Source organism: Streptomyces sp. NPDC046261 (assembly GCF_040646235.1).
Taxonomy (GTDB): domain Bacteria; phylum Actinomycetota; class Actinomycetes; order Streptomycetales; family Streptomycetaceae; genus Streptomyces.
In genome coordinates, this window is sequence record NZ_JBEYZU010000009.1 from 63,391 (window position 1) to 87,644 (window position 24,254).

General features: G+C 72.0%; 24 protein-coding genes. 16 read left to right on the top strand and 8 right to left on the bottom strand.

Annotated features, from left to right (window positions below):
* Positions 1–90: 90 nt before the first annotated feature.
* The 3 genes from ABZ956_RS18240 (at position 91) to ABZ956_RS18250 (ending at position 3,365) form a co-directional block, all read left to right on the top strand.
* Complete coding sequence (locus ABZ956_RS18240) at positions 91–1,086, top strand: trypsin-like peptidase domain-containing protein (protein ID WP_361894099.1); 996 nt, start codon at positions 91–93, stop codon at positions 1,084–1,086.
* A gap of 72 nt (positions 1,087–1,158) precedes the next feature.
* Complete coding sequence (locus ABZ956_RS18245) at positions 1,159–1,896, top strand: response regulator transcription factor (RefSeq protein ID WP_361894102.1); 738 nt, start codon at positions 1,159–1,161, stop codon at positions 1,894–1,896.
* A complete protein-coding gene (locus ABZ956_RS18250) occupies positions 1,893–3,365 on the top strand; it encodes a HAMP domain-containing sensor histidine kinase (protein WP_361894104.1) in 1,473 nt (490 codons plus the stop codon). Before ABZ956_RS18245 ends, ABZ956_RS18250 begins: the two co-directional genes overlap by 4 nt.
* On the opposite strand, the gene ABZ956_RS18255 is transcribed toward ABZ956_RS18250, so the two are convergent.
* The 3 genes from ABZ956_RS18255 to ABZ956_RS18265 all read right to left on the bottom strand — a co-directional run bounded on the left by ABZ956_RS18255 (position 3,289) and on the right by ABZ956_RS18265 (position 6,397).
* Positions 3,289–4,581: a DUF2993 domain-containing protein gene (locus tag ABZ956_RS18255; protein WP_361894107.1), complete on the bottom strand. Its 1,293-nt coding sequence runs from the start codon at positions 4,579–4,581 to the stop codon at positions 3,289–3,291. The two genes, ABZ956_RS18250 and ABZ956_RS18255, sit on opposite strands and share 77 nt — an antisense overlap.
* A gap of 250 nt (positions 4,582–4,831) precedes the next feature.
* Positions 4,832–5,734 carry an MBL fold metallo-hydrolase gene (locus ABZ956_RS18260; protein ID WP_361894110.1) on the bottom strand — a complete coding sequence of 301 codons (903 nt, stop codon included), beginning with the start codon at positions 5,732–5,734 and terminating at the stop codon, positions 4,832–4,834.
* A gap of 186 nt (positions 5,735–5,920) precedes the next feature.
* Positions 5,921–6,397, bottom strand: coding sequence for an ATP-binding protein (locus ABZ956_RS18265; RefSeq protein WP_361894113.1), 477 nt, complete (start codon positions 6,395–6,397; stop codon positions 5,921–5,923).
* A gap of 228 nt (positions 6,398–6,625) precedes the next feature.
* On the opposite strand from ABZ956_RS18265, the gene ABZ956_RS18270 reads away from it, so the two are divergent.
* From ABZ956_RS18270 to ABZ956_RS18280, 3 genes are read left to right on the top strand one after another with little or no spacing between them, the layout of a single operon-like run.
* Positions 6,626–7,480: a helix-turn-helix transcriptional regulator gene (locus tag ABZ956_RS18270; protein ID WP_361894116.1), complete on the top strand. Its 855-nt coding sequence runs from the start codon at positions 6,626–6,628 to the stop codon at positions 7,478–7,480.
* A 12-nt stretch (positions 7,481–7,492) separates the two neighbouring features.
* The gene (locus ABZ956_RS18275; RefSeq protein WP_361894119.1) at positions 7,493–7,699 is read left to right on the top strand and encodes a DUF397 domain-containing protein; all 207 of its coding nucleotides are present in this window, start codon (positions 7,493–7,495) and stop codon (positions 7,697–7,699) included.
* Positions 7,696–7,875 carry a DUF397 domain-containing protein gene (locus ABZ956_RS18280; RefSeq protein WP_361894122.1) on the top strand — a complete coding sequence of 60 codons (180 nt, stop codon included), beginning with the start codon at positions 7,696–7,698 and terminating at the stop codon, positions 7,873–7,875. The genes ABZ956_RS18275 and ABZ956_RS18280 overlap by 4 nt, the downstream gene beginning before the upstream one ends.
* Before the next feature lie 386 nt (positions 7,876–8,261).
* Here the strand turns inward: ABZ956_RS18280 and ABZ956_RS18285 are convergent, their stop codons facing one another.
* Together ABZ956_RS18285 and ABZ956_RS18290 are read right to left on the bottom strand one after the other, a co-directional pair.
* On the bottom strand, positions 8,262–8,474 hold the full coding sequence (locus ABZ956_RS18285) for a hypothetical protein (RefSeq protein WP_361894125.1): 213 nt from the start codon (positions 8,472–8,474) through the stop codon (positions 8,262–8,264).
* A gap of 174 nt (positions 8,475–8,648) precedes the next feature.
* Positions 8,649–10,457, bottom strand: a complete 1,809-nt coding sequence (locus ABZ956_RS18290; RefSeq protein WP_361894128.1) for a bifunctional metallophosphatase/5'-nucleotidase — start codon at positions 10,455–10,457, stop codon at positions 8,649–8,651.
* 128 nt (positions 10,458–10,585) lie between these two features.
* Between ABZ956_RS18290 and mshD the strand changes: the two genes are divergently transcribed.
* The 7 genes from mshD (at position 10,586) to ABZ956_RS18325 (ending at position 18,083) form a co-directional block, all read left to right on the top strand.
* A complete protein-coding gene (gene mshD / locus ABZ956_RS18295; protein ID WP_361894131.1) occupies positions 10,586–11,509 on the top strand; it encodes a mycothiol synthase in 924 nt (307 codons plus the stop codon).
* Between the two features lie 91 nt (positions 11,510–11,600).
* Positions 11,601–12,044, top strand: coding sequence for a GntR family transcriptional regulator (locus tag ABZ956_RS18300; protein WP_361894133.1), 444 nt, complete (start codon positions 11,601–11,603; stop codon positions 12,042–12,044).
* Between the two features lie 57 nt (positions 12,045–12,101).
* Positions 12,102–13,043, top strand: coding sequence for an ABC transporter ATP-binding protein (locus tag ABZ956_RS18305; protein ID WP_361894135.1), 942 nt, complete (start codon positions 12,102–12,104; stop codon positions 13,041–13,043).
* Entirely contained in the window at positions 13,040–14,050 is a 1,011-nt protein-coding gene (locus ABZ956_RS18310) for a hypothetical protein (protein WP_361894138.1), read from the top strand. The genes ABZ956_RS18305 and ABZ956_RS18310 overlap by 4 nt, the downstream gene beginning before the upstream one ends.
* 289 nt (positions 14,051–14,339) lie before the next feature.
* Positions 14,340–16,568: an RNA degradosome polyphosphate kinase gene (locus ABZ956_RS18315; RefSeq protein WP_361894140.1), complete on the top strand. Its 2,229-nt coding sequence runs from the start codon at positions 14,340–14,342 to the stop codon at positions 16,566–16,568.
* Between the two features lie 43 nt (positions 16,569–16,611).
* Complete coding sequence (locus ABZ956_RS18320) at positions 16,612–17,679, top strand: CHAD domain-containing protein (RefSeq protein ID WP_361894143.1); 1,068 nt, start codon at positions 16,612–16,614, stop codon at positions 17,677–17,679.
* The gene (locus ABZ956_RS18325; protein ID WP_361894146.1) at positions 17,676–18,083 is read left to right on the top strand and encodes an NUDIX hydrolase; all 408 of its coding nucleotides are present in this window, start codon (positions 17,676–17,678) and stop codon (positions 18,081–18,083) included. The genes ABZ956_RS18320 and ABZ956_RS18325 overlap by 4 nt, the downstream gene beginning before the upstream one ends.
* An 84-nt stretch (positions 18,084–18,167) precedes the next feature.
* On the opposite strand, the gene ABZ956_RS18330 is transcribed toward ABZ956_RS18325, so the two are convergent.
* Entirely contained in the window at positions 18,168–18,974 is an 807-nt protein-coding gene (locus ABZ956_RS18330) for a class I SAM-dependent methyltransferase (protein WP_361894149.1), read from the bottom strand.
* A gap of 286 nt (positions 18,975–19,260) precedes the next feature.
* On the opposite strand from ABZ956_RS18330, the gene mshA reads away from it, so the two are divergent.
* Positions 19,261–20,553, top strand: a complete 1,293-nt coding sequence (mshA, locus tag ABZ956_RS18335; RefSeq protein WP_361894661.1) for a D-inositol-3-phosphate glycosyltransferase — start codon at positions 19,261–19,263, stop codon at positions 20,551–20,553.
* A complete protein-coding gene (locus tag ABZ956_RS18340) occupies positions 20,546–21,031 on the top strand; it encodes a YbjN domain-containing protein (protein ID WP_361894152.1) in 486 nt (161 codons plus the stop codon). The genes mshA and ABZ956_RS18340 overlap by 8 nt, the downstream gene beginning before the upstream one ends.
* Positions 21,032–21,047: 16 nt before the next feature.
* On the opposite strand, the gene ABZ956_RS18345 is transcribed toward ABZ956_RS18340, so the two are convergent.
* Positions 21,048–22,322 (bottom strand): MFS transporter, encoded by a 1,275-nt coding sequence (locus ABZ956_RS18345; protein WP_361894155.1) that lies wholly within the window; start codon positions 22,320–22,322, stop codon positions 21,048–21,050.
* A 137-nt stretch (positions 22,323–22,459) separates the two neighbouring features.
* Between ABZ956_RS18345 and ABZ956_RS18350 the strand changes: the two genes are divergently transcribed.
* Positions 22,460–23,221, top strand: a complete 762-nt coding sequence (locus ABZ956_RS18350; protein WP_099199152.1) for a phosphoglyceromutase — start codon at positions 22,460–22,462, stop codon at positions 23,219–23,221.
* Positions 23,222–23,536: 315 nt separating this feature from the next.
* Here the strand turns inward: ABZ956_RS18350 and phoU are convergent, their stop codons facing one another.
* Complete coding sequence (gene phoU, locus ABZ956_RS18355) at positions 23,537–24,226, bottom strand: phosphate signaling complex protein PhoU (protein ID WP_360917015.1); 690 nt, start codon at positions 24,224–24,226, stop codon at positions 23,537–23,539.
* Positions 24,227–24,254 lie beyond the last annotated feature (28 nt).

A 24,254-nucleotide genomic window follows, 5' to 3' on the forward strand; every position in this document is an offset into this window, starting at 1 on the left:
TCCCGTCCTTACGTGAAGCGAACGCGCTTCTGTACCCCTTCTCAGTGCGTATTCAGACTGTTCTCATCTGCGCGGAGCACAGTCATACCCATGACGGAAAACCAGCCCCAGTACCCGGCGCCCCCGGTCCACAGCCCCTACGCCCACTTCGAGGAGCAGGCGCAGGCGCCGGCCCCCGCGCCGGCCCCCGGGCACCGGGCCGAGGGCAGGCCCAGGGCGAAGCGCCCGGTGGCGCTGCTCGCGGCCGTCGCCCTCGTGGCGGCCGTCGCCGGCGGCGGCGCCGCGGCCCTCGTGGGCGAGCTGGCCGGCGGATCGCACGGCACCAGCCAGTCGACCCCCGTCCAGAACGCCTCCGCCAAGGGCACCGGCGTGGCGGCGGTGGCGAGCGCGGTCGGCCCCAGCATCGTGGAGATCAAGGCGGCCACCTCCTCCGGCCAGTCCACCGGCTCGGGCGTGATCATCACCGGCGGCGGTGAAGTGATCACCAACAACCACGTCGTCGCCGGCGCCGACACCGTCAAGGTCACCCTCAGCGACGGCAGCACCAAGACCGCCAAGGTCGTCGGCACCGACCCCGACAAGGACCTCGCCCTCATCAAGATCCAGGACGCCAAGGGGCTGAAGGCCGCCGCCCTCGGCGACTCCGGCAAGGTGCGGGTCGGCGACCAGGTCGTCGCCATCGGCTCGCCCGAGGGCCTCACCGGCACCGTCACCAGCGGCATCGTCTCCGCCCTCAACCGCGACGTCACCGTCTCCAAGGAGCAGGGCCGCGCCCAGCAGGAGCGCGGCGTCCCCCAGTGGCCCTTCGAGTTCGGCGGCAACCAGTACAACGGCGACACGGGCTCGTCCAAGACCACGTACAAGGCCATCCAGACCGACGCCTCCCTCAACCCCGGCAACTCCGGCGGCGCGCTCATCAACATGAACGGCGAGATCATCGGCATCAACTCGGCGATGAAGCCGGCCGGTTCGGCGAGCGGCGCGGGCGACGCGGCGGGCAGCATCGGCCTCGGCTTCGCCATTCCGGTCAACACGGTCAAGGCCGACCTGGCCAAGCTGCGGGCGGGCGGCGGCAGTGGCAGCTGAGCCCGGCACGCGGGTCGGCGTGCGAGGCTGAGAACGTCCGCCGTCACCGATGTACACCCGTGAGGTCAGCAGATGAGTCCCGCCGAGCACGGCGACCAGCCCGCCCGCATCCTGATCGTGGACGACGAGCCCGCCGTCCGCGAGGCGCTGCGCCGCAGCCTCGCCTTCGAGGGCTACGGCACCGAGCTGGCCGTCGACGGCCTGGACGCGGTCGAGAAGGTCGCCGCGTACGACCCGGAGCTGATCGTGCTCGACGTCCTGATGCCCCGCATGGACGGCCTCACCGCCGCCCGGCGCCTGCGCGCCTCCGGCGTGCGCGTGCCCATCCTGATGCTGACCGCCCGCGACACCGTGGGGGACCGCGTGACCGGCCTCGACGCCGGCGCCGACGACTACCTGGTCAAGCCCTTCGAGCTGGACGAGCTGCTGGCCCGCATCCGCGCGCTGCTGCGTCGCAGCTCCTACGCCACGGCGGCCACCGCCGCCCCCTCCGACACACAGGCCCTGTCCTACGCCGACCTGCGCATGGACCTCGCGACGCGCGAGGTCACGCGCGGCGACCGCCGGGTGGAGCTGACGCGGACGGAGTTCACCCTGCTGGAGCTGTTCATGGCGCACCCCCGGCAGGTGCTGACGCGGGAACAGATTCTGAAGTCCGTATGGGGGTTTGAATTCGAGCCTTCGTCCAACTCGCTGGACGTCTACGTGATGTACCTGCGCCGCAAGACCGAGGCGGGCGGCGAGCCGAGGCTGGTGCACACGGTACGCGGCGTGGGCTACGTCCTACGGGCCGAGGGCGGCGCCGAGTGATCACCAGGTTCCGCCGGCTGCCGCTGCGCTCGCGGCTGGCGCTGCTGACGGCGGCGGCCGTCGCGGTGGCGGTGGCGCTCGCTGCGGGGGCGTGCTGGCTGGTCACCAAGCAGCAGCTGAGCCAGCAGCGGGACACCACGCTCACCAGCCAGCGCGTCGACGAGCGATCCGTCCAGGGGCTCGTCCAGACCTGCGGCACCAACCCCTCCGGGCTGCCGCCGGCCCCCGGCTCGTACACCATCCAGGTCGTCACGGCGGGCGGCCTGGTCTGCACGACGCCGGGCAAGGCCGCGATCCGGGTGACCGAGGACGACCTGGCGGTCGCCGCGGGGCGGGTGGACGGCGTGGTGCTGCACGACAGCCGGGCGGCCGACGGTCAGGAGATGCGCGTCGCGACGTACCGCAGCGAACGGCTGCCGAACACGGCCGTCTCCATCGCCCAGCCCGTGAGCGAGATCGACAAACCGCTCAACGCCCTGGCCCTGGTGCTGGTGATCACGGCCGGGGTGGGGGTGCTGGGCGCGGCGACCGCCGGCCTGTGGATCGCCCGGGCGGCGCTGCGGCCGGTGGACCGGCTGACGGGCGCGGTGGAGCACATCGCCCGCACCGAGGACCTGGCGGTGCGCATTCCGGTGGAGGGCGACGACGAGATCGCCCGCCTCTCGAGCTCGTTCAACTCCATGACGGCCGCCCTGGCCTCGTCCCGCGACCGGCAGCAGCAGCTCATCGCCGACGCGGGCCATGAGCTGCGCACCCCGCTGACGTCCCTGCGGACGAACATCGACCTGCTGGTGCGCAGCGAGGAGACGGGCCGCGCGATCCCGCCCGAGGACCGCAAGGAGCTGCTGGCGAGCGTCAGGGCGCAGATGGCGGAGCTGGCCGCGCTGATCGGCGACCTGCAGGAGCTCTCCCGTCCCGACGGTCCGGGCACGGGCGGCCCGCTGCAGGTGATCGCGCTGCACGAGGCGGTCGAGCGGGCGGTGGGCCGGGCCCGGCTGCGGGCCGTCGGGGCCGGTCTGTCGATCGACGCGGAGATCGACACCTGGTACGTACGGGCCGAGCCGGCCGCGCTGGAACGGGCGGTGGTGAACCTGCTCGACAACGCGGTGAAATTCAGCCCGCCGGGTGGTGTGATCGAGGTCCGTCTGGTGAAGGGCGAGCTGACCGTACGCGACCACGGGCCGGGCATCCCGGCCGAGGAACTCCCGCACGTATTCGACCGTTTCTGGCGCTCGCCGACCGCCCGCAGCCTGCCGGGCAGCGGCCTGGGCCTGTCGATCGTGGCCCAGACCGTCCAGCAGGCGGGCGGCGAAGTGGCCCTCTACGCGGCGGAGGGCGGCGGCACGGTGGCGAGCGTCCGGGTGCCGGGCGCGGCGACGGAGCCTCCGGCCCTCACCTTACGCCGTTCCGCCCGACCGCGAGATCGGTGGCCGACAGCTCCACCCGGATGCCGTCCCGCTGGACCGTGACCTCGCTCAGGTGCAGGTCCCGGGCCTGTGGGGGGAGGCGGAAGGAGAGGGAGAGACGGTCGGTGAGGGCGGGCGGCTGGAGCTGGGTGAGGGCGGTGAGCAGCTTGGGGTCGAGACCGAGCTTCTCCAGCAGCCAGGGGTGCTCGAGGACGACGTCGACCAGATTGATACGCGTCAGCTCCTCCACGAACCGGGGCGCGCCGGTGATCTCGCGCAGCCGCTCCTCGCTGCGCAGGGCCGTGGCCAGGTCCTCCTCGCTCACTCCGAGCCGGGCGGCGACGGCCGGCACGGACAGCAGCTCCTTCACGTGGGCGGCGTCGCGGCTGATCCGGTCGGCGGCCTCGCGGTGCAGGGTGAGGCTTCGGCCGGCCCCGGAGCCGGCCCCGGAGTCGTCACCAGTCCCGGCGCCGGGTCCCGGGCGGTATGTCGCGACGCGCGGGATGTCCACGCTCACGCCGTCGATCCGCGTGGAGACGGCCCGGTCGCCGTCGCGGCGCAGCTGGGCCTGGGCCCGTAGCCGCAGTTCCTGCCCGGCGAGGGAGAGCCGGCCGTCGGCGCTGATGGCGTTGCCGCCACGATCGCTGAACCGTATCTGCGAGGCGCCCAGTTCGCGGCTCATGTCCTCGAACGAGAGCAGCACGCTGCCGCCGAGATCGCCCACGACGGCACCCTTGACGCCAGTCGGCAGGCTGCCGGTGAGCCGGATGTCGCGGGCGCTCGCCCGTACCTTCGCGAGCGACACCCGGTCGGCGGCCACGTCGAGCACGGTGACGTCCACCTCCTGCAGGCGCTTGGCCAGCACCTGGGTGAGGAACGGGAAGCCGTGGATGTCCACCTGGGGCTCGGCGGCCAGGTGCAGGGCCTGCTGCAACTGCTGCTGCGCCTTCTTCTCCGCGTACATCACCGCGCAGCGGTCCGCGAGTACGAGGAACGCCGCGCCGGCGACCAGGACGAACAGCCACTTCGCGGCCCGGCGGTACGTGCGCAGGGGACTGGGCGGCCGCCGCCGTCCTCTGCCGCGCTGCCGGCGGCCACGGGCGCGCCGGTGGCGGCGGTGGTCGGGCGGCGACCAGGGTTCGTCGTCGCCCGTGGCTAAGAGGGGCGGCTCCGCCGGCTCGTCGTAAGCCTGGCCGGCGTGGAGGGGGTCCGGGTCGGCGAGCGCGGCCAGTTCTTCGTAGGGGTTGGCGGGACGGGATATGCGCGTGGGGGTTCGCATCGCCACATCCCACCATGCGTGCCGCCCCCGGACGCAAGGGCTACCGCGAGTACCCGACAAAATTCTGACACGCTGTTCGAACGCGAGTCTTAGCACTGATACGCGCAAAAGGCGGGATGGTTTTCGGCCGTTGTGCCGGGGATTTTCATGATGGCCGACGTCGCGCTCTAGCGTGGTGCCCATGAAACGCGCTCGGGGGAGTCGCGACGATCACGCGACGTGTGCCGTACGGATGCCGGGGCCTGGCCCGCTACCAGCGCACCGCGGTGAAGTCGACGGGACGGGGCTGTAGCCGCCGGGTCCGCACCGCCAGGTTCCGTATCCGCTCACTCATCTCCTGGGCGGGCAGCCGCTTGCGGTCGCCGTGGCCCGGAAGGACCCACTGGAAGCGCAACAGGCCCGCGGTACGGGCCAGGGAGGCGCCGAGCTCGTCGATCGAGTACCAGGTGACGCTGTCCGCCACCTCCAGGTCGTCCGTCGCCCGCGACCAGTAGAAGCTGTCCCCGGCGAAGCAGTACCGCTCGTCCGCGACGTAGACCACGCTGCCGCGGGTATGGCCGGGGAACGGGTGGGCGATCAACCCTTCGGTGATCTCGGCCGGATCCGTTCCGCGCAGGACGCGGTCGGCGTCCGCGGCGGCGTCGAGATCGCCTTCGTGAACCCACAGCCGCGCACCGAAGCGGTCGGCGTACTGGCGGCCGTGTGCGGTGTGGTCCCTGTGGGTGAGCACCACATCGGTGACGGGGCCCAGCGCTTCGTACCGTGCGGCGAGCGCGGTGCTCCACCGGGGGGTGTCGATCATCACCAGGGCGCCGGAACGGCGGCGCACGAGGTAGGAGTTCGCGGCCGCGGTGTGCGGCGAATTGTGCCCGCAGAGCCAGACGTCGGCGTCGAGCGCGAGCGGGAAGGGGTCCAGCGCGGGGTCGAGGCGCCGGTCCGTGTGGCGGATGGAGCGGGTGTGGCAGGCGTAGGCGGCCGCGTGCAGCTGCCGCACTTCCGCCTCGTCGCGAGGCTGCCGGACCACTTCGGCGCGTCCGTCGACCTCACGGATGAGGTCCGGGGCGAGCTGCCGGGCGACGTCGCAGTTGGTGCATCGGGAGTCGACGTACCAGTGGGGTTCTCCGGCCGGTCGGGCCGACTGGGGGCTTTCCATGGGGTGGCTCCTTCGGCGGGCGCGGGGCGGGGAGTGCCGCCCGGATCCAGTGATAACCCGCGCGAATCGGAAAGTGGAAGGGGTGCGTGACCTTGTGGTTTGGCCCGGAATCGCATCGAAGGGCGGGGTAGGGAGGCGGTCCTAAATATCCAGAACTGTCCCGTAATATGCGTCCCGTGCCCGGCCTCACGCCGCCACGCCGAGCGAGCCCGACCGGGGGCTCACCTCGCACCACAACAACTTCCCACCCACGCCTGGAAGCGACTCCCGCAGCGCCCAGCTGCCCCAGCTTTCGGCGCACAGCCGCACGATCGACAGCCCACCACCGCTGTCTTCGACGTTCGCGGTTCGGGGTGTGGCGTACTTGCCCCTGCGCCCAGGGCGCGCGAACTCCGCCGGAATCGCCGGGCTCGTGTCCCAGACGCTGATACGGACCCGGCCGTCGCCGACCTCTTTCAGCCGGACCTCGGTGGGCCCGTCGGCGGACAGGTAGGAGTGCGTGACGAACTCGCTGACCACGAGCTCGGCGACGTCGGCCAGTTCGTCCATGCCGTGGCTTTCGAGCACGCCGCGCAACGTCAGCCGGGCGATCCGGACGGATCGCGGGTCATGCGGAAGGATGAGCGAGTAGGACCAGCGGTTCTCCGGCGATACGGTTGCCATGGGTGGCTCCTTGAGGGGAAGTTGTCGCGCTGCCGCGCACCGACGGTGTCAATGCCGCGCCCTTTGCCGGTGGGCAGGGCGGGGTGCGCTTCCGCGGGGCGGCGGGGCGTGTGGGGAGTGGCTTGGCTCACACGGTAGGGCCGCCGATGGCCTATATTCCACCCGTCGGTTGAAATAAGGGCCAACCCCCCTCGTGTGGGTGATGGTTGGCGACCAAGGAGGGTGCCGGTGGCTTCGACAACCAGCCCAACCTTGCGCCAGCAGAGGCTGGGCACGGAGCTGCGGAAACTCCGCGAGAGAGCGGGACTGAACACATCGGCTGCGGCGGGTCTGTTGGGTGTCAACCAGTCGCGGATCAGCAACATCGAGGCCGGTCGCTACGCGGTGAGCGCCGATCGCGTGCGGGCGATGGCCAGGATGTACAGCTGTGCGAACGATGCGCTCGTCGATGCTTTGGCGGCGATGACCGGAGGCAGGACACGTGGCTGGTGGGACGAGTACCGCGAACATCTACCGGCGAGCTATGCGGACCTGGCCGAGTTGGAGCACCACGCTTGCGGTTTGCGCGTCGCCCTTGTGCTCCACATCCCGGGCCTGCTTCAGACCCCCGAGTACGCCCGCGCGGTGATCCGAGAAGCTGTGCCCGCGTTTCGCTCCTACGAAGTGGAGCATCGCCTATCCCACCGGATGAAGCGGCAAGGGATCCTTCACGCCGCTGATCCCGTTCCCTACACCGCAGTCGTGCATGAGGCGGCGCTGCGCATGCAGTTCGGTGGCGCGTCGACTGTCCGTGCACAGCTGCGACACCTGCTTGAAGTGAGCGAGATGGACAACGTGACGGTCCGGGTGATTCCGTTCGCCGGTGGCGGGACGTTCCCTGGAACGGGGCAGTCGTTCGACTACGTACTCGGCCCGGTGCCTCAGCTTGACACGGTGCAGCGCGACGTCGCACCGGGAAGTCAGTTCGCCGACGCTGATACCGAATTGGCCAAGTACAGGGCTGTCGTGGACCGGATGGAGGCGACTTCGCTCAGTTCGCCTGAGTCGCGCGACTTCATCCACAACGTGTTGAGCAGCATGTGAGAGGTGAAGAGGGTGCCTACTGATACATGGCAGAAGTCCTCCTTCAGTGGCGACGGGGGCAATTGCGTGAATGTCGCCGCCACGGGCGCTGGCGCGGTGTGCTTACGCGAGAGCGATGACCCTGGCAATATCTTGACCGTTGCGCCTGCGGCGCTGCATGGGCTGATACGAGCCGCCAAGGCTGGGCAGCTACCAAGCCGTGGGGGAGGGCGACCGTGATCGCTTGGCAGAAGTCTTCGTACTCCGCAGATGCGGGGAACTGCCTCAACATTGCCACCGCATACCCCGACGTCCGCCTCATCCGCGAAAGCGACGACCCCGACGCGATCCTGACCGTGACGCCTGCGGCGCTGCACGGGCTGATACGAGCCGCCAAAGCAGGGCGGTTCTCGTGATCGGTGGACGAGGCCGGCGCACCGCCTAATGGCAGACGAACCGCTTCACGTTGTTCCGGATCTCCGTGATGGGGCTGCTGCATCCCATGGGGCACGGAGCGGGCATGGCGGCGGCATTGATCTTCCGCTCTGGCGGGTGATTGCACGCCGAGCAGTACCAGGAGGGCGGTTGGCCCGGTGTCGTGTCCCACCACATGGGGTTGTGGCAGCGATTGCAGCGGACGAGAGGCGCGGACTGGCCGCTGTGCGGGTTTACCGGCATGCCGTCATCGTCCCCGGGGCCTCTGATTGGCGCCTCACCTTCGGTCCCGTTCCACTCGTACAGGTGCCTGCCGCCCCCGAAGCCGCGTAGCGGCGTAGCGGTGCTTCGGGGGCGGCCGCCGGGGTCAGTCGAGGGCGCCGCCCACGGGGTTCTGGGCGTGGACGAGGTTGATGCCCGCGACGCTCGCGTCAACGACCTGGTTGAGCTCGCCCGTGACGAGGTCGCCCACATTGAGGTGGACGTCCGCCTGGGCCGGCGTCGCCAGGGCGGCCGTACCGCCCAAGGTCAACAAGAGCGTGGCGGCGGCGGTTGCCAGGGTGCGGGGAAAGCGCTTCATCGCTGACTCCTTGTGCGGGGGAGGGGGTGTGATCGCCAGCTGATCTACCGTTCCGGGAGGCGGGCCATGCCCGCCATGCGCGCGTGCGCCACCCCGCACCACCGTGCGCTCAACGGCGCGTGGCCGCCACCCCGACATCAGGGCGGCGGCCACGCGCGGCTCGTACGCGGCGAGCTACTTCACGATCGTGATCCGCTCGGCCTTCGGCGGCGCCAGCGGCGCCTCCTTCGTCGAGTGGGCCTGGAGGTACGCCACGAAGACGTCCAGGTCCGACGCGCCCACGTGCTTGTTCGTGCCTTCCTTGAAGGCCGGGAAGCCGTCGCCGCCGCCCATGAGGAACTCGTTCCCCGAGACGCGGTAGGTCTTGCCCGCCTCGATCGGCGTGCCGCTGAGCTTGACCGAGGAGGCGACGATGCGGTCGGCGCCCTTCTTCGTCAGGTCCAGGGTGTAGGTCAGGCCCTTGCTGACCTGCAGGATCTTCGGCTGGGCCTCGTTGGGGCCGCTGACCTGCTGCTGCAGGACCGCCAGGAGCTGGGCGCCGGTGAGGGACTTGGTCTGCATCATGTTGGTGAACGGCTGGACGGTGAACGCCTCGCCGTAGGTCACCACGCCGTCGCCCTCGCCGCCGGAGGCCTTGTGGGCCAGGTCCGAGCGGATGCCGCCGGGGTTCATGAAGGCGATCTGGGCGCCGCCCTTGTCCGGGGCCGCGGTGCCCTCGAGCTGGGCGTCCGTGATGACGTTGCCGAGCGGCTTCTCGTAGTCCTCGGAGCCGCGGCCGTTGATGTCGGCGGAGATGTAGCCGACCGGCTTGTTGGCGACCGGGGCCGCCAGGGTCTTCCAGCGGTCGATGAGCTTCGTCATGTCCGCGGCCTTGGGCTGCTCACGGTTCACGACGTGGTTCGTGGCGCGCGGGCCCTTGACGCTGGTGCGGACGATGTCCTTGGTCCGGCGGTCGTAGGTGAGCGTCGTGTCCGTGTACAGGCGGCCGAAGGAGGCCGCCGAGGTCACCGTGCGCGGGGCGCCCGAGGGGTCGGGGATCGTGCACGCGTAGGCCTGGTGGGTGTGGCCCGTGACCAGGGCGTCCACCTTGGGCGTGACCTTCTTCGCGATGTCGACGATGGCACCGGAGATGCCCGCGCCCGCGCCCGGGGTGTCGCAGTTGTAGTTGTACGAGCCGGACGCCGGCAGGCCGCCCTCGTGGATGAGGGTGACGATCGACTTCACGCCCTGGCGGTCGAGTTCCTTGGCGTACTTGTTGATCGTCTCGACCTCGTCGCGGAACTTCAGGCCCTTGACGCCCTCCGCCGTGACGACGTCCGGGGTGCCCTCGAGCGTGAGACCGATGATGCCGATCTTGACGCCCTTGTGCTTCCAGATCGTGTACGGCTTGAGGATCGGCTTGCCGGTCTTCTCGTCCGTGACGTTGGCCGCGAGGTAGGGGAAGTCGGCGCCCTGGAAGGTCTTGCCCTTCTCGTAGCAGCCCTCCTTCGGGTGGCAGCCGCCGCGCTGCATGCGCAGCAGTTCGGCGCGGCCCTCGTCGAACTCGTGGTTGCCGACCGAGCTGGCGTCCAGCTTGATCTTGTTGAGCGCCTCGATGGTCGGCTCGTCGTGGAAGAGGCCGGTCATCAGCGGGCTGGCGCCGATCATGTCGCCGGCGGCCGCCGTGATCGAGTACTCGTGGCCCTTGCGGGCCGTGCGCAGCGAGTTGGCGAGGTACTCCACGCCGCCGGCCGGAATGGCCTTCGTCGTGCCGTCGGCCTGGGTCTCCGTCACGGTGCCGGAGGAGCCCTGCGGCGGCTCGAGGTTGCCGTGCAGGTCGTTGAACGAGAGCAGCTGTACGTCCACGGTGCGGCCCTGGTCGCGGGCGCCCGCCGGGGCCGCGGAGACGGCCAGGGTCCCCGCGGTCGCGGCGAGTACGGCGGCGGTGGCGGTCAGCCGCGTGAGGGCGAGGCGCTTGCGTCGAGGCAGCGTCTTCGCGGGCATGCGTTCCCCTTTTTGAGAAGGTGCTTGGGGGTTTATCAGGTCGGGCGCAGCATACGGTCGACGCGCGTAGCTCGGCAGGTGGGGAGAGGTAACGGAAGGGTGACGTGCCGGGGCCGTAGGCTCGCAGCATGAGCGACGTGGTGAATGACGTGAGCGGACAGCGGCGGATCGCGGTGCTGGACGAACTGGCGCCCGAGCAGGTGCGGGACGTGCTGCGGCTGATCGGGGAGGCCGCGGCCGTGGACGGTCAGCCGGCCGTTTCGGAGCAGGGGCGTCTGCAGCTCAAGGGGCGGCGCGAGGGGGTGCGGCACGTGCTGCTGAGCGACGCGGACAAGGCGCTGGTGGGCTACGGCCAACTGGAGGACAGCGATCCGGTGGAGGCCCCGGCGGGGGAGCTCGTGGTCCACCCGGACCACCGCGGGCGCGGGCACGGGCGGACCCTGGGGGTCGCCCTGTTGACCGAATCCGGCAAGCGGCTGCGCGTGTGGGCGCACGGCGGCCACCCCGCCGCCCGGCACCTGGCCCAGGTGCTGGGCCTGAGCCTGTTCCGCGAACTGCGGCAGATGCGGCGCACGCTGCACGATTTGGACCTGCCCGAGCCCGTACTGCCCGAGGGTGTGACGGTGCGCACCTTCCGGCCCGGCGAGGACGACGCGGCCTGGCTCGCGGTGAACGCGGCGGCCTTCGCGCACCACCCCGAGCAGGGCTCGCTGACCCAGCGCGACCTGGACGACCGCAAGGCCGAGCCCTGGTTCGACCCGGAAGGCTTCTTCCTGGCCGAGCGGGCGGGGGAGATCATCGGCTTCCACTGGACGAAGGTCCACGCCGAGGAGGGCCTCGGCGAGGTGTACGTGCTGGGCGTACGGCCCGGGGCCCAGGGCGGCGGCCTCGGCAAGGCGCTGACGTCGGTGGGCCTGCGGCACCTCGCGGCCCGGGGGCTGCCGACGGCGATGCTCTACGTGGACGCGGACAACCTGCCGGCCGTGGCGGTGTACGAGCGGCTCGGGTTCGCCACGCACGAGACGGACCTGATGTACCGGACCGAGAGCTGACGCCCGTCGCGGGCGGCTGACGCCGGCGGTTGACAGGGGCCGGGCCGCCCCATCACCCTTTCACTAGTCAATTAGTGGAAGGGTGATGCGCATGGTCGAGTTCCGCATCGACCGGCGCAGCGGTGTCGCCACCTATCTGCAGATCGTCCGCCAGGTCGAACAGGCCCTGCGGCTCGGTCTGCTGGGCCCCGGCGACAAACTGCCCACGGCCAAAGAGGTCGTCGCGGCCACCGCCATCAACCCCAACACCGTCCTGAAGGCCTACCGCGAGCTCGACCGCGCGGGCCTGGTCGAGGCGCGCCCCGGCCTGGGAACGTTCGTACGCCGCTCCCTGGCACGCCCCGGCGCCGCCCCCGATTCGCCGCTGCGCGCCGAACTGGCCGCCTGGATGGCCCGGGCCCGCACCGCCGGCCTCGACCGCGAGGACGTGGCCGCGCTGGTCGCCGCCGTCCTCGACGAGACCTGTTTCGAGGAGCGGGGCGACGACCGTAGCGGTGGCCGGGGCGACGACCGGGGCCGGGAGCCGGGGCGATGACCGGGGCGGGGGCCCCGCGGCGGCCCGGGACCGGCATTACGTGAGCGAGGGGACCGCATGACCGACCTGACCTTTCTTCCTGACCGGACCGCTCTGGAGGCGGTCGGCCTGGGGGTGAAGTACCGGCGTGGCTGGGCGCTGCGCGACTGTTCGTTCCGGCTGCCCGCCGGGCGGGTCTGCGCGCTCGTGGGGGCCAACGGCGCGGGCAAGTCCACGCTGCTGGCCCTGGCCGCCGGGCTGCGCCGGCCCACCCGGGGCCGGCTCGGCGTGTTCGGCGGCGGGCCGGGCGACCCGGGTGTGCGGCCCCGCGTGTCCTACCTCGCCCAGGACAAGCCGCTGTACCCGAACCTCACGGTGGCCGAGACCCTGCGCCTGGGCCGCGAGCTCAACCCCGGCCGCTGGGACCAGGCCGCCGCGGAGCGCCTCGTCCGGAGCGGAAACCTTTCGCCGGATGCGCGCGTCGGCACCCTCTCCGGCGGTCAGCGCACCCGCGTGGCCCTCGCCCTCGCCTTCGGCAAGCGGCCCGGGCTGCTGCTCCTGGACGAGCCGATGGGCGACCTCGACCCGCTCGTGCGCCACGAGATGATGGCCGCGCTGATGGCCGAGGCCGCCGAGAACTCCACCACCGTCGTCATGGCCTCCCACGTCCTGGCCGAGCTCGAGGGCGTCTGCGACTACCTGCTGCTGATAGCCGAGGGGCGGGTGCGCCTCGCGGGCGAGGTCGAGGACCTCCTCTCCGCGCACCGGCTGGTCATGGGCCGGTACGAGGAGGCCGGCACGCCGCGCGAGTTCGCGGCCCACACGATCGTCGAGGCGCGCACCACGGGGCGTCAGCTCACCGCGCTCATACGGCCCGACGGGCCGGTCCGGGGCCACTGGGAGACCGCCGAACCGTCCCTGGAGGAACTGATCCTCGCCCACCTGCGCGCCCCCGGCGCGCCCGCGCTCATCGCGCCCTCCGCCGAGCCGCGCGACCCCTCCCCGAAGGCGGCGGCATGACGGCCACGACGACGGAGACGGCCCCGGACACCGGCGCGGTGCCACGCGGAATCAGGCCGCGCGGCATGGCCTGGCTGGTGCTGCGGCAGCACCGCTTCACGGCGTGGGCGGCGCTGGGCCTGCTGATCGCCTTCGTCGCGGCGCTGGTGGTGCTGCGCTCCGAGCTGGTCGACTACATCCGCGCGCACGACCTGAAGAACGCGTGCACGACGACCGAGGACTGCAGGGCCCCGGACAGGACGCTTGACTACTTCCGCGAGAACCTCGCCGATCCGCTGCGCTACGGCGGCATCGTCATCGAGTTCCTGCCGCTGATCGTCGCGGCGTTCGTCGCGGGGCCCCTGATCGCCCGCGAGCTGGAGAGCGGGACGTACAAGCTGGCGTGGACGCAGTCCGTCTCGCCGCTGCGCTGGCTCGCCATGAAGCTCGCCGTACCGGGCGCGGCGATCCTGGCGGGCGTCTCGCTGCTGTCGGCCGTCTACACCTGGACGTGGCGGCAGCTGCCCGCGCTGATGGTGCCCGGACAGTGGTGGTTCCGGTCGTACGAGATGATCGGGCCCGTGCCGGTCGCTCAGTGCCTGCTCGCGCTGTCCGTCGGAGCCGTCACCGGCCTGCTGCTGCGGCGCACGGTGGCGGCCATGGGCGCGGCGGCCCTCGCCACCTCCCTGGTGACCGGTGCGGTGCTGGCACCCCTGCGGGAGAGGCTGACCGGCCCGGTCACGGAGCTGTCCAAGGAGATGCCGGGGCTGATCAGGGGAGCCGACGACTGGATCACCGAGCGCGGCATGATCGGGCTGGGCGGCGGGCGGATCCCCGAGCCGGACTGCAAGGTGGGGGTCAGCCCCGAGGACTGCGTGACCCAGCACCACGCCACCGGCTGGTACCTCGACTACCACCCGGCGTCGAACCTGTGGCCGATGCAGTGGGCGGAGACCGGGATCACGGTGGCGCTGGCCGCGCTGGTGGCCGCTCTCGCGTTCCGGCTGGTGCGCCGGCAGTGCCCCTGAGGGGGCTCCGGCAGTGCCCTGAGCGGCGCCCTGGCGGTGCCCCTGAGCGAGGGGCTCCGACCGTGCACCTGAGCGGCGCGCTCCGGTGCCGTCCCCGGGCGGCCCCGGTGGTCCTGATCGGTGGCCGGACCCCGGGGCGTCACGTGCGCGTTACCCCTGATTCAACCTCGGTTGCGAGCCTTGCCCAATGCAGCCCGCCGCGCCTCGCGCAACCGAACGAAGGCTACGCGCCGCCCCCGCGTCCCTTTCCGACGCGGCCGTACCGGACCCGGCGCGGAACAATGGAGGTATGAGCCAGTCGTCCGGCGCGAGCGCCCAGGCCCGCGACGCCACCGATCCGGTGGGGTTCATCGCAGCCCACCGGCCGAAGGCGGCTGTCGTGGCGGGCGTGCCGGACCTGGAGGAGGGCCTGGCGGCCTACGACGGCGAGAGCGCGGTGGAGGCGGAGCCGCTGCCCGAGGGGCGCTTCCTGGACCGCGAGCGCAGCTGGCTGGCGTTCAACGAGCGGGTGCTGGAGCTGGCCGAGGACCCGGCCACGCCCCTGCTCGAACGAGCGAACTTCCTGGCGATCTTCGCCAGCAACCTCGACGAGTTCTTCATGGTCCGCGTCGCCGGCCTCAAGCGCCGCATCGCCACCGGCGTCGCCACCCGCTCCGCCTCCGGGCTCCAGCCCCGCGAGGTCCTGGAACTGATCTGGACCCGCTCGCGCGAGCTCATGGCCCGGCACGCGGCCTGCTACCAGCAGGACGTCGCCCCCGAGCTGGCCGAGGAGGGCATCCACCTGATCCGCTGGCCGGAGCTCACGGAGAAGGAGCAGGGGCGGCTCTTCACCCTCTTCCGGCAGCAGATCTTCCCCGTGCTGACCCCGCTCGCCGTCGACCCCGCCCACCCCTTCCCGTACATCTCCGGGCTCTCCCTCAACCTCGCCGTGGTCGTGCGCAACCCCGTCAGCGGGCACGACCACTTCGCGCGCGTGAAGGTGCCGCCGCTGCTGCCACGGTTCCTGGAGGCGTCCCCGCAGCGCTACGTCCCGCTGGAGGACGTCATCGCGGCGCATCTGGAGGAGCTGTTCCCCGGTATGGAGGTGCTCGCGCACCACATGTTCCGGGTGACGCGCAACGAGGACCTGGAAGTCGAGGAGGACGACGCGGAGAACCTGCTCCAGGCACTGGAGAAGGAGCTCATGCGGCGCCGCTTCGGCCCGCCCGTGCGGCTGGAGGTCGAGGAGACCATCGACCCGTACGTCCTGGACCTGCTCGTGCGCGAGCTGAAGATCTCCGACGCCGAGGTCTATCCGCTGCCCGGCCCGCTCGACCTCACCGCGCTCTTCGCCATCGGGGCGCTGGACCGGCCGGAGCTGAAGTACCCGAAGTTCGTGGCCGGCACGCACCGTGACCTCGCCGAGGTCGAGTCCGCCTCGGCGCCCGACATCTTCGCCGCGCTCCGGGAACGGGACGTGCTGCTGCACCACCCGTACGACTCGTTCTCCACCTCCGTCCAGGCGTTCCTCGAACAGGCCGCCGCCGACCCGGACGTGCTGGCGATCAAGCAGACGCTGTACCGGACCTCCGGCGACTCCCCGATCGTGGACGCGCTCATCGACGCGGCCGAATCCGGCAAGCAGGTGCTCGTCCTCGTCGAGATCAAGGCGCGCTTCGACGAACAGGCCAACATCAAGTGGGCCCGCAAGCTGGAGGAGGCCGGCTGTCACGTCGTCTACGGGCTGGTGGGCCTCAAGACGCACTGCAAGCTGTCGCTGGTGGTCCGCCAGGAGGGCGAGACGCTGCGCCGCTACGCCCACGTGGGCACCGGCAACTACCACCCCAAGACGGCCCGCCTGTACGAGGACTTCGGGCTGCTGACCGCCGACCCCCAGGTGGGCGCCGACCTCTCCGACCTCTTCAACCGGCTCTCCGGGTACTCGCGGCGCGAGACCTACCGGCGGCTGCTGGTCGCCCCCAGATCGCTGCGCGACGGGCTCATCTCGCGGATAGCCAAGGAGACCGCGCACGCCCGGGCCGGGCGCCCCGCCTCCATCCGCATCAAGGTCAACTCGATGGTCGACGAGGCCGTCATCGACGCCCTGTACCGCGCGGCGCAGGCCGGCGTGCCGGTCGACATATGGGTGCGCGGCATCTGCGCGCTGCGCCCCGGAGTGGCGGGACTGTCGGAGAACATCCGCGTGCGCAGCGTCCTCGGCCGGTTCCTGGAGCACTCGCGGGTCTTCGCGTTCGGCAACGGCGGTGAGCCCGAAGTGTGGCTCGGCAGCGCCGACATGATGCACCGCAACCTCGACCGGCGCATAGAGACGCTGGTGCGCGTCGCCGACCCCGGGCACCGGGCCTCGCTCAGCAAACTTCTGGAGCTCGGGGTGTCCGACCGCACCGCCTCCTGGCACCTGGGCCCGGACGGCAACTGGACGCGGCGGGCCACGGACGCCGACGGGCAGCCGCTGCGGAACGTGCAGGAGATGCTCATAGACGCCCGGAGGCGCCGGCGTGGCCCGGCGACCCCATGATCCACCGGTTACGGTCACCGCGCCCGGGGGGCAGGAAACGATGATGACAAAACGATCCGGGGCACCCGCGGTGGGCGTGCCCGCCCCGGAGGGCGGCTCCACGACGGCGGCGAACGTCCTCGCCGGCTATCTGCAAGGGCGCGCCACGGAGTTCCTGCGGAGCCTGCGGCTGCACGCGGAGAGCGGCTCCGACGCCGAGGACGCGGGCGAGGCGGCCCGGCTGCTGCGCCGCTCGGCGCGCCGCATCGCCGGGACGCTGCACGTGTACCGGCCCCTGACGGACGCCGCGTGGACGGATCCGCTGCGCGGCGAACTGGTGTGGCTGACCGATGTGCTGGGGCGCGAGTACGCGTACGCGGCCCGGCTGGCGCGGCTGCGGGGAGCGCTGCACCGGCTGTCGGGGGCGGACGGTACGGAGCCCGCGCCGGGTGCGGCGGCCGGCGCGGGGCTGACGGTCGGCGCGGCCCGGGCCGGCGCGCTGCTGGACCGGCAGCTGACCCTGGCCCGTACGCGCGCGCACTCAGCGGCGCTGCAGGCCCTGGGCACCTCGCGCTTCCACGCGGTGGCGGACGCGGTCGCCGTGCTGGCCTCCGAGGTGCCGCTGGACCCCGCCGCGCACGATCTCCTCGCCCGGGAGGCGCTGCCCTGCCTGGCGGAGCAGACGCACCGGCGGCTGATGGACGCGGTGGACGCCCTGCCGCTGTCGGTGGCGGGGCTGCCGTACAACGCCGAGGCGCTGGCCTGCGGCCTCGCCGCGACGCCGGCCGCCGACGCCCCGCCCGCGGAGGGCCGGCAGGACGCGCCATGGCACCACGTGCGCCGGCTGGTGCGGCTGAGGCGGTACGCGCAGGAGGTGCTCGACGAGCAGCACCAGGACGAGGCGGAGCCCTCGCTGTCCGTACGGCTGCTGGGCGCGGGCCAGGCCCTGGACCGGCACCGCGAGGCCGCCGAGGCGGCGGCCGCCGCCGCGACCGCCGCCCGTACGCCCCGCATCGCCCCGGCGACGGCCTACGCGCTCGGGGTGCTGCACGCCGACCAGCGCCACGAGGTGGAGGCGGCGCGCTACGCCTTCGGGCGCATCTGGCAGCGGCTGACGGTGGCGACGCCGTGACCGGCCCCGCGGAGACGCCCGTGCTGGCCGCGGGGTGCGTGCTGTGGCGGATGCGCGAGCGGGTCGAGATAGCGCTCGTCCATAGACCGAAATATGACGACTGGTCGCTGCCCAAAGGCAAGCTCAAGCGCGGCGAGAGCCCGAGGGCGGGCGCGGTGCGCGAGGTGCTGGAGGAGACGGGCATGCGCTGCGTGCTGGGCGCGGTGCTGCCGACCGCCCGCTATGTGGCGGAGGGGCGCGCCAAGGAGGTGCACTACTGGGCGGCGGAGGCGCTCGGCGGCTCCTTCGAGCCCAGTCGTGAGGTGGACCGCCTCCTGTGGCTGCCGCCCGCGGAGGCCCGGGCCCGGCTCAGCCATGACCGGGACCGCCCGCTGGTGGACGCGTTCCTGGCGGCGCTGGGCTGAGGCGCCCTTTCCCCTACCCGCCCTTTCACCGTTTCTTGTCCTCAAACGCCGGACGGGCTCAATTTGAGCCCGTCCGGCGGAAACTCAGCCGTTCGGCGCCAGCGCCGACCAGGCCAGCGTCAGCTCGCCCTGCCGCCAGCGGCCCGGCCCGTCCGTCACGGGCCAGTCCGCCCGGAGCGCGGCCGCCGTCCGGATCCACCGCTGCCGCGCACTGAGCGCACCGTAGGGCGCGAACGCCGCCCACGCCCGGTCGAAGTCGCGCAGGAACGCGTGCACCGGCTCGCCCGGCACGTTGCGGTGGATGAGCGCCTTCGGCAGGCGCTCGGCGAGATCGGACGGGGTGCCGAGCGAGCCCAGCCGGGCCGCGAACGTGATCGTGCGCGGCCCCTCCGGCCCCAGCGCGACCCACACGTGCCGGCGGCCGATCTCGTCGCACGTGCCCTCGACGAGCAGCCCGTCCGGGGCGAGCCGGCCGCACAGCCGCTCCCAGACCTCCTCGACCTGGCCCTCGTCGTACTGCCGCAGGACGTTCGCGGCACGGATCAGCAGCGGACGGCGGCCCCCCGGCAGCGGCACCTCGAAGCCGCCGTGCGCGAAGGACAGGCCCTGTCGTTCGTAGGGCCGGGCCGCCGCGACCCGCGCCGGGTCGATCTCGATGCCCACGACCCGCGCGTCGGCCCGTACGGTCCGCAGCCGCTCCAGCAGCTCGACGGCCGTCCACGGCGCGGCGCCGTAGCCGAGGTCCACCGCGACCGGGTCCGCGCTGCGCCGCAGGGCGCCCGCGTGGGCGGCGGCGATCCAGCGGTCCATGCGGCGCAGCCGGTTGGGGTTGGTGGTGCCGCGCGTCGCCGAACCGATCGGGCGGTGGGGCGGGGTGGTACGGGCGGCCATGGGCATAGAGCCTAAGCCCGGCCGGGTGCGGACTGTGCCGCCGGAGCGGCGCTGACCAGGCGGTGAAGGGGTCGGTGAGGCGTCGGTGAGGGAAGGAAGGGCGCTGGGTCACTGTTTGGCAAAGGCGGGAAGGGGAGCCCGCCTCCGCGACGTTCACACTGGTTGACAGGCGGTGAGCGCCCCCAGGGACGGACCCTCGGCAGACGGAGGACACACGGTGAGCCAGTACGCAGCCAGGCTCGGCGCCCGCCGGGGCCGGACGCTCGGCACGTTCCCCAAGGCCCAGCTGCGCCGCCTCGGCAGCACCCGCCGCCCCCGCCGGGTGGCGATGCTGAGCGTGCACACCTCCCCGCTCCACCAGCCCGGCATGGGCGACGCCGGCGGCATGAACGTCTACATCGTCGAGCTCGCCAGGCGACTGGCCGACCTCAACATCGAGGTCGAGATCTTCACCCGCGCCACCACCGGCGCCCTCCCGCCCAGCGTCGAGCTGGCCCCCGGCGTGCTGGTCCGGCACATCGACGCCGGCCCCTACGAGGGCCTGGCCAAGGAGGAGCTGCCCGCGCAGCTGTGCGCCTTCACGCACGGCGTGATGCAGGCGTGGGCCGGCCACCGGCCCGGCCACTACGACCTCGTCCACTCCCACTACTGGCTCTCCGGTCACGTCGGCTGGCTCGCCGCCGAACGCTGGGGGGTGCCGCTGGTGCACGCCATGCACACCATGGCCAAGGTCAAGAACGCCGCCCTCGCCGAGGGCGACACGCCCGAGCCCGCCGCCCGCGTGATCGGCGAGACGCAGATCGTGCGGGCCGCCGACCGGCTCATCGCCAACACCGACGGCGAGGCGCGGGAACTGGTCCACCACTACGAGGCCGACCCCGCCAAGGTCGCCGTCGTCCACCCGGGCGTCAACCTCGACCGCTTCCGGCCTTCCGACGGCCGGGCCGCGGCCCGCGCACGCCTGGGCCTGCCGGCCGACGCCCTGATCCCGCTGTTCGCCGGCCGCATCCAGCCCCTCAAGGCCCCCGATGTCCTCCTGCGCGCCGTCGCCGAGCTCCTGGACCAGCGGCCCGCCCTGCGCTCGCGCATCGTGGTGCCCGTGGTCGGCGGTCCCAGCGGCAGCGGCATGGCCAAGCCCGAGGGGCTGCAGAAGCTGGCCGCCCGCCTGGGCATCGCCGACGTCGTCCGCTTCCGCCCGCCGGTCGGACAGGACCAGCTCGCCGACTGGTACCGGGCGGCCTCCGTGCTGGTGATGCCGTCCTACAGCGAGTCCTTCGGCCTGGTGGCCATCGAGGCCCAGGCATGCGGCACGCCCGTCGTCGCGGCATCCGTCGGCGGCCTGCCCGTGGCCGTACGCGACGAGGTCAGCGGCTTCCTGATAGAGGGCCACGACCCGGTCGGCTACGCCGCCGCGCTGCGCCGCTTCGCGGAGGAGCCGCGGCTCGCGGACCGCATGGGCGCGGCCGCCGCCCGGCACGCCCAGTCCTTCGGCTGGGGCGCGGCCGCCGCCGCGACCGCCGAGGTGTACACCGCGGCGATCGGCGAGCGCCGCCGTCGCCTACGCTCGGCACATGTCTGACGCGAAGACCACCGTCGAGCGGACCCTCGACGAGGCGGGCCTCGAATGGGAGAGCCCGTCCGACGGCACGTACGTCGTGAAGCTCCCCGGCACCCGCAAGCTGTCGACCACCGTCTCGCTGGTCGTCGGCAACCACTCCCTGTCGGTCAACGCCTTCGTCGTACGGTGCCCCGACGAGAACCACGGGGCGGTGCACCGCTGGCTGCTGGAGCGCAACACCAAGCTCTACGGCCTGGCCTACGCCGTCGACCGGCTCGGTGACGTCTACCTCGTGGGCCGGCTGCCGCTGGCCGCCGTGACGCCGCAGGAGGTCGACCGGATCCTCGGCACGGTGCTGGAGCACGCGGACGGCAGCTTCAACACGCTGCTGGAGATGGGCTTCGCGAGCGCGATCCGCAAGGAGTACGCGTGGCGCACGTCGCGGGGGGAGTCGACGCGCAACCTCGACGCGTTCACGCGCCTGACGCGGGAGGAGTGACCGGAGTCCCGCTCCCTCACGCCGCCGCCGGCTCCGTCTCCTTGGGGGCCGGCCCCGGGGCTGCCGCCCCCTCGGTGGCCTCCGCCGGCAGCCCCCGCATCAGCAGCCAGTAGCCGGCCGCCGCCACGGTGCCCACCACCGCGCACATCCCCCACAGCATGTCCGGCCCGAAGCGGTCGATCACCGTTCCGCCCACCAGCGGGGCCACCAGCGCGGCCACGGACCACGACATGGTGTACATCCCCTGGTAGCGGCCCCGCCCGTGAGCCGGTGACAGGCGCACCACGAGGCCCATCTGGGTGGGGGAGTTGACGATCTCGGCCAGGGTCCAGACGACGACGGTCAGCATGTAGACGCCGATCGACCCGGCGAACGCGGTGAGCCCGAAGCCGTAGCCCGCGAACAGCGCGGAGAGCGCCAGCAGCGAGCGGGGGTCGCGGCGCTCGATGAGCCGGGTGACGGGGATCTGCACGGCCACGATCAGCACGCCGTTGACGGCGATGACGGTGCCGTAGTCGGCCGGCGAGAAGCCGTCGGCGCCCATGGCCACGGGCAGGGCCACCGAGTGCTGCATGAAGATGAAGGCCATCAGGAAGGACAGGCCGACGACGGCCATGAAGCGCCGGTCGCGCAGCACGGTCAGGAGGCTGACGGCGGGCTCGTCCGCCGCCCCCGCGCCCTTCGCGCCCGTCGGCTCCGGCCGGGACTCGGGCAGCTTCCAGAAGACCAGCACGGCGCACACGAGGGTCAGCGCGCCCTCGCCGAGGAAGCCGATCAGATAGCTGTGCTCGGCGATCAGGCCCGCGGCGAGCGAGGAGAGGGCGAAGCCGACGTTGATGGCCCAGTAGTTGAGGGCGAAGGCGCGGACACGGTCCTCGGCCGGGACGATGTCGGCCATCATCGCCTGGACGGCCGGCCGTGAGGCGTTGGAGGCCATGCCCGTGACGAACGCGACGGCGGCGATGGCCAGGGGCTGCTGCATGAAGCCGAGGAGCGCCACCGACAAGGCGGTCGAGACCTGGGAGATCAGCAGCGTGGGCCGCCGCCCGAGCCGGTCGGCCATGACGCCGGCACCGAGGGAGGAGATCACTCCGCCGAGCCCGTGCAGGGCCGCGACCAGCCCCGCGAAGGAGGCCGAGTAGCCACGGTCGAGGGTGAGGTAGAGGGCCAGAAATGTGGCGACGAAGGAACCCAGCCGGTTGATCAGCGTCGACGTCCACAGCCACCAGAACTCCCGTGGCAGTCCCGAGACGCTCTGCCTCGCGGCCCTTCGTATGCTGGCGATCGACATGCGGTGGCCCCCGTGCGTAAGTACCGAATCTCTGATTCGCAACTTACTTGGCTGATCTTGTGCATGCCAATGAATTGACGTTCACCGTCAAACGTCCGGGGCGCGAGCCGCTCGCGCGGTCGATTACGCTCATGGGCATGGCCGACGCACCGTACAAGCTGATCCTCCTCCGCCACGGCGAGAGCGAATGGAACGCGAAGAACCTGTTCACCGGCTGGGTGGACGTCAACCTCAACGAGAAGGGCGAGAAGGAGGCAGTCCGCGGCGGTGAGCTGCTCAAGGACGCCGGCCTGCTCCCCGACGTGGTCCACACCTCCCTGCAGAAGCGCGCGATCCGCACCGCGCAGCTCGCCCTGGAGGCCGCCGACCGCCACTGGATCCCCGTCCACCGCTCCTGGCGGCTGAACGAGCGCCACTACGGCGCCCTCCAGGGCAAGGACAAGGCCCAGACCCTGGCCGAGTTCGGCGAGGAGCAGTTCATGCTCTGGCGCCGCTCCTACGACACCCCGCCGCCGGCGCTCGAGGACGGCACCGAGTTCTCGCAGAGCGACGACCCGCGCTACGCCTCGATCCCGAGCGAGCTGCGCCCGCGCACCGAGTGCCTCAAGGACGTCGTCGTCCGCATGCTGCCGTACTGGTACGACGGCATCGTCCCGGACCTGCTGGCCGGCCGCACGGTCCTGGTCGCCGCGCACGGCAACTCCCTGCGCGCCCTGGTCAAGCACCTCGACGGCATCTCCGACGCCGACATCGCGGGCCTGAACATCCCCACCGGCATCCCGCTCGCCTACGAGCTCGACGCCGACTTCCGCCCGGTCGTCCCCGGCGGCACCTACCTCGACCCGGAGGCCGCGAAGGCCGCCATCGAGGCCGTGAAGAACCAGGGCAAGAAGAAGTAACCGCCCTCACGCGCGCAGAACGTCGGCCCCCGTCCGGTAGCTACCCGGACGGGGGCCGACTTCGTACGTGTGAGTGACGTGCGGGAGCGTCAGCCGCAGCCGCCGCACTGGCAGGGACCGCCGCTCTGGCAGCCGCACGAGCACCCGGGACCACACTGACAGCCGCTCATTCGGTTCCTCCTAGAAGGGTGTCTGCCTTCCCGTCCAGTCAAGGACCGACCGGGCGGACCGTCAATGCCTCTCGCGTACATATGTACGGGCGCACGGGGGCGCATCGGGGCATTCGGAGCGGAGGGACGCGGCGGAGCGCCGGCGCTACGGAGCCTCCGGCGTGCCCTGCCGCCCCTCGGACTGGGTCAGCTCGTCCGCGTGCTCGCCCGTCACCAGATAGACCACGCGCTTGGCCACCGAGACCGCGTGGTCGGCGAAGCGCTCGTAGTAACGGCCCAGCAGCGTCACGTCGACGGCCGTCTCGATGCCGTGCTGCCAGCGGTCGTCCATCAGGTGCTGGAACAGCGCCCGGTGCAGCAGGTCCATCGCGTCGTCGTCCTGCTCCAGCTGCAGCGCCAGGTCCACGTCCTTGGTGATGATCACCTCGGCGGCCTTCGCCATCAGCCGCTGCGCCAGCTGGCCCATCTCCAGGATCGTGGCGTGCAGGTCGCGCGGCACCGCCGTCTCCGGGAAGCGCAGCCGGGCCAGCTTGGCCACGTGCTGGGCGAGGTCCCCGGAGCGCTCCAGGTCCGCGCTCATGCGCAGCGACGTGACGACGATCCGCAGATCGGTGGCCACCGGCTGCTGCCGGGCCAGCAGGGCGATCGCCCGTGCCTCCAGGTCCCGCTGCAGATCGTCCACCTTGGTGTCCGCCGCGATCACGGACTCCGCCAGCTTGAGGTCCGCGTCCAGGATCGCCGTGGTGGCGCGCCCGATCGCGGAGCCCACGAGCCGGGCCATCTCGACCAGGCCCTCGCCGATCGAATCCAGCTCCTCGTGGTACGCGTCCCGCATTGCCTGACCTTCTCTCGCCTTGGGTACT

What these genes read in the sequence shown, in the direction of transcription:
- ABZ956_RS18240 (WP_361894099.1), top strand. Translation starts at nt 91, where the DNA reads ATGACGGAAAACCAGCCCCAGTACCCGGCGCCCCCGGTCCACAGCCCC.
- ABZ956_RS18245 (WP_361894102.1), top strand. Translation starts at nt 1,159, where the DNA reads ATGAGTCCCGCCGAGCACGGCGACCAGCCCGCCCGCATCCTGATCGTG.
- ABZ956_RS18255 (WP_361894107.1), bottom strand. Translation starts at nt 4,581, where the DNA reads ATGCGAACCCCCACGCGCATATCCCGTCCCGCCAACCCCTACGAAGAA.
- ABZ956_RS18260 (WP_361894110.1), bottom strand. Translation starts at nt 5,734, where the DNA reads ATGGAAAGCCCCCAGTCGGCCCGACCGGCCGGAGAACCCCACTGGTAC.
- ABZ956_RS18265 (WP_361894113.1), bottom strand. Translation starts at nt 6,397, where the DNA reads ATGGCAACCGTATCGCCGGAGAACCGCTGGTCCTACTCGCTCATCCTT.
- ABZ956_RS18285 (WP_361894125.1), bottom strand. Translation starts at nt 8,474, where the DNA reads ATGAAGCGCTTTCCCCGCACCCTGGCAACCGCCGCCGCCACGCTCTTG.
- ABZ956_RS18290 (WP_361894128.1), bottom strand. Translation starts at nt 10,457, where the DNA reads ATGCCCGCGAAGACGCTGCCTCGACGCAAGCGCCTCGCCCTCACGCGG.
- mshD (WP_361894131.1), top strand. Translation starts at nt 10,586, where the DNA reads ATGAGCGACGTGGTGAATGACGTGAGCGGACAGCGGCGGATCGCGGTG.
- ABZ956_RS18300 (WP_361894133.1), top strand. Translation starts at nt 11,601, where the DNA reads ATGGTCGAGTTCCGCATCGACCGGCGCAGCGGTGTCGCCACCTATCTG.
- ABZ956_RS18305 (WP_361894135.1), top strand. Translation starts at nt 12,102, where the DNA reads ATGACCGACCTGACCTTTCTTCCTGACCGGACCGCTCTGGAGGCGGTC.
- ABZ956_RS18310 (WP_361894138.1), top strand. Translation starts at nt 13,040, where the DNA reads ATGACGGCCACGACGACGGAGACGGCCCCGGACACCGGCGCGGTGCCA.
- ABZ956_RS18315 (WP_361894140.1), top strand. Translation starts at nt 14,340, where the DNA reads ATGAGCCAGTCGTCCGGCGCGAGCGCCCAGGCCCGCGACGCCACCGAT.
- ABZ956_RS18320 (WP_361894143.1), top strand. Translation starts at nt 16,612, where the DNA reads ATGACAAAACGATCCGGGGCACCCGCGGTGGGCGTGCCCGCCCCGGAG.
- ABZ956_RS18330 (WP_361894149.1), bottom strand. Translation starts at nt 18,974, where the DNA reads ATGGCCGCCCGTACCACCCCGCCCCACCGCCCGATCGGTTCGGCGACG.
- ABZ956_RS18340 (WP_361894152.1), top strand. Translation starts at nt 20,546, where the DNA reads ATGTCTGACGCGAAGACCACCGTCGAGCGGACCCTCGACGAGGCGGGC.
- ABZ956_RS18345 (WP_361894155.1), bottom strand. Translation starts at nt 22,322, where the DNA reads ATGTCGATCGCCAGCATACGAAGGGCCGCGAGGCAGAGCGTCTCGGGA.
- ABZ956_RS18350 (WP_099199152.1), top strand. Translation starts at nt 22,460, where the DNA reads ATGGCCGACGCACCGTACAAGCTGATCCTCCTCCGCCACGGCGAGAGC.
- phoU (WP_360917015.1), bottom strand. Translation starts at nt 24,226, where the DNA reads ATGCGGGACGCGTACCACGAGGAGCTGGATTCGATCGGCGAGGGCCTG.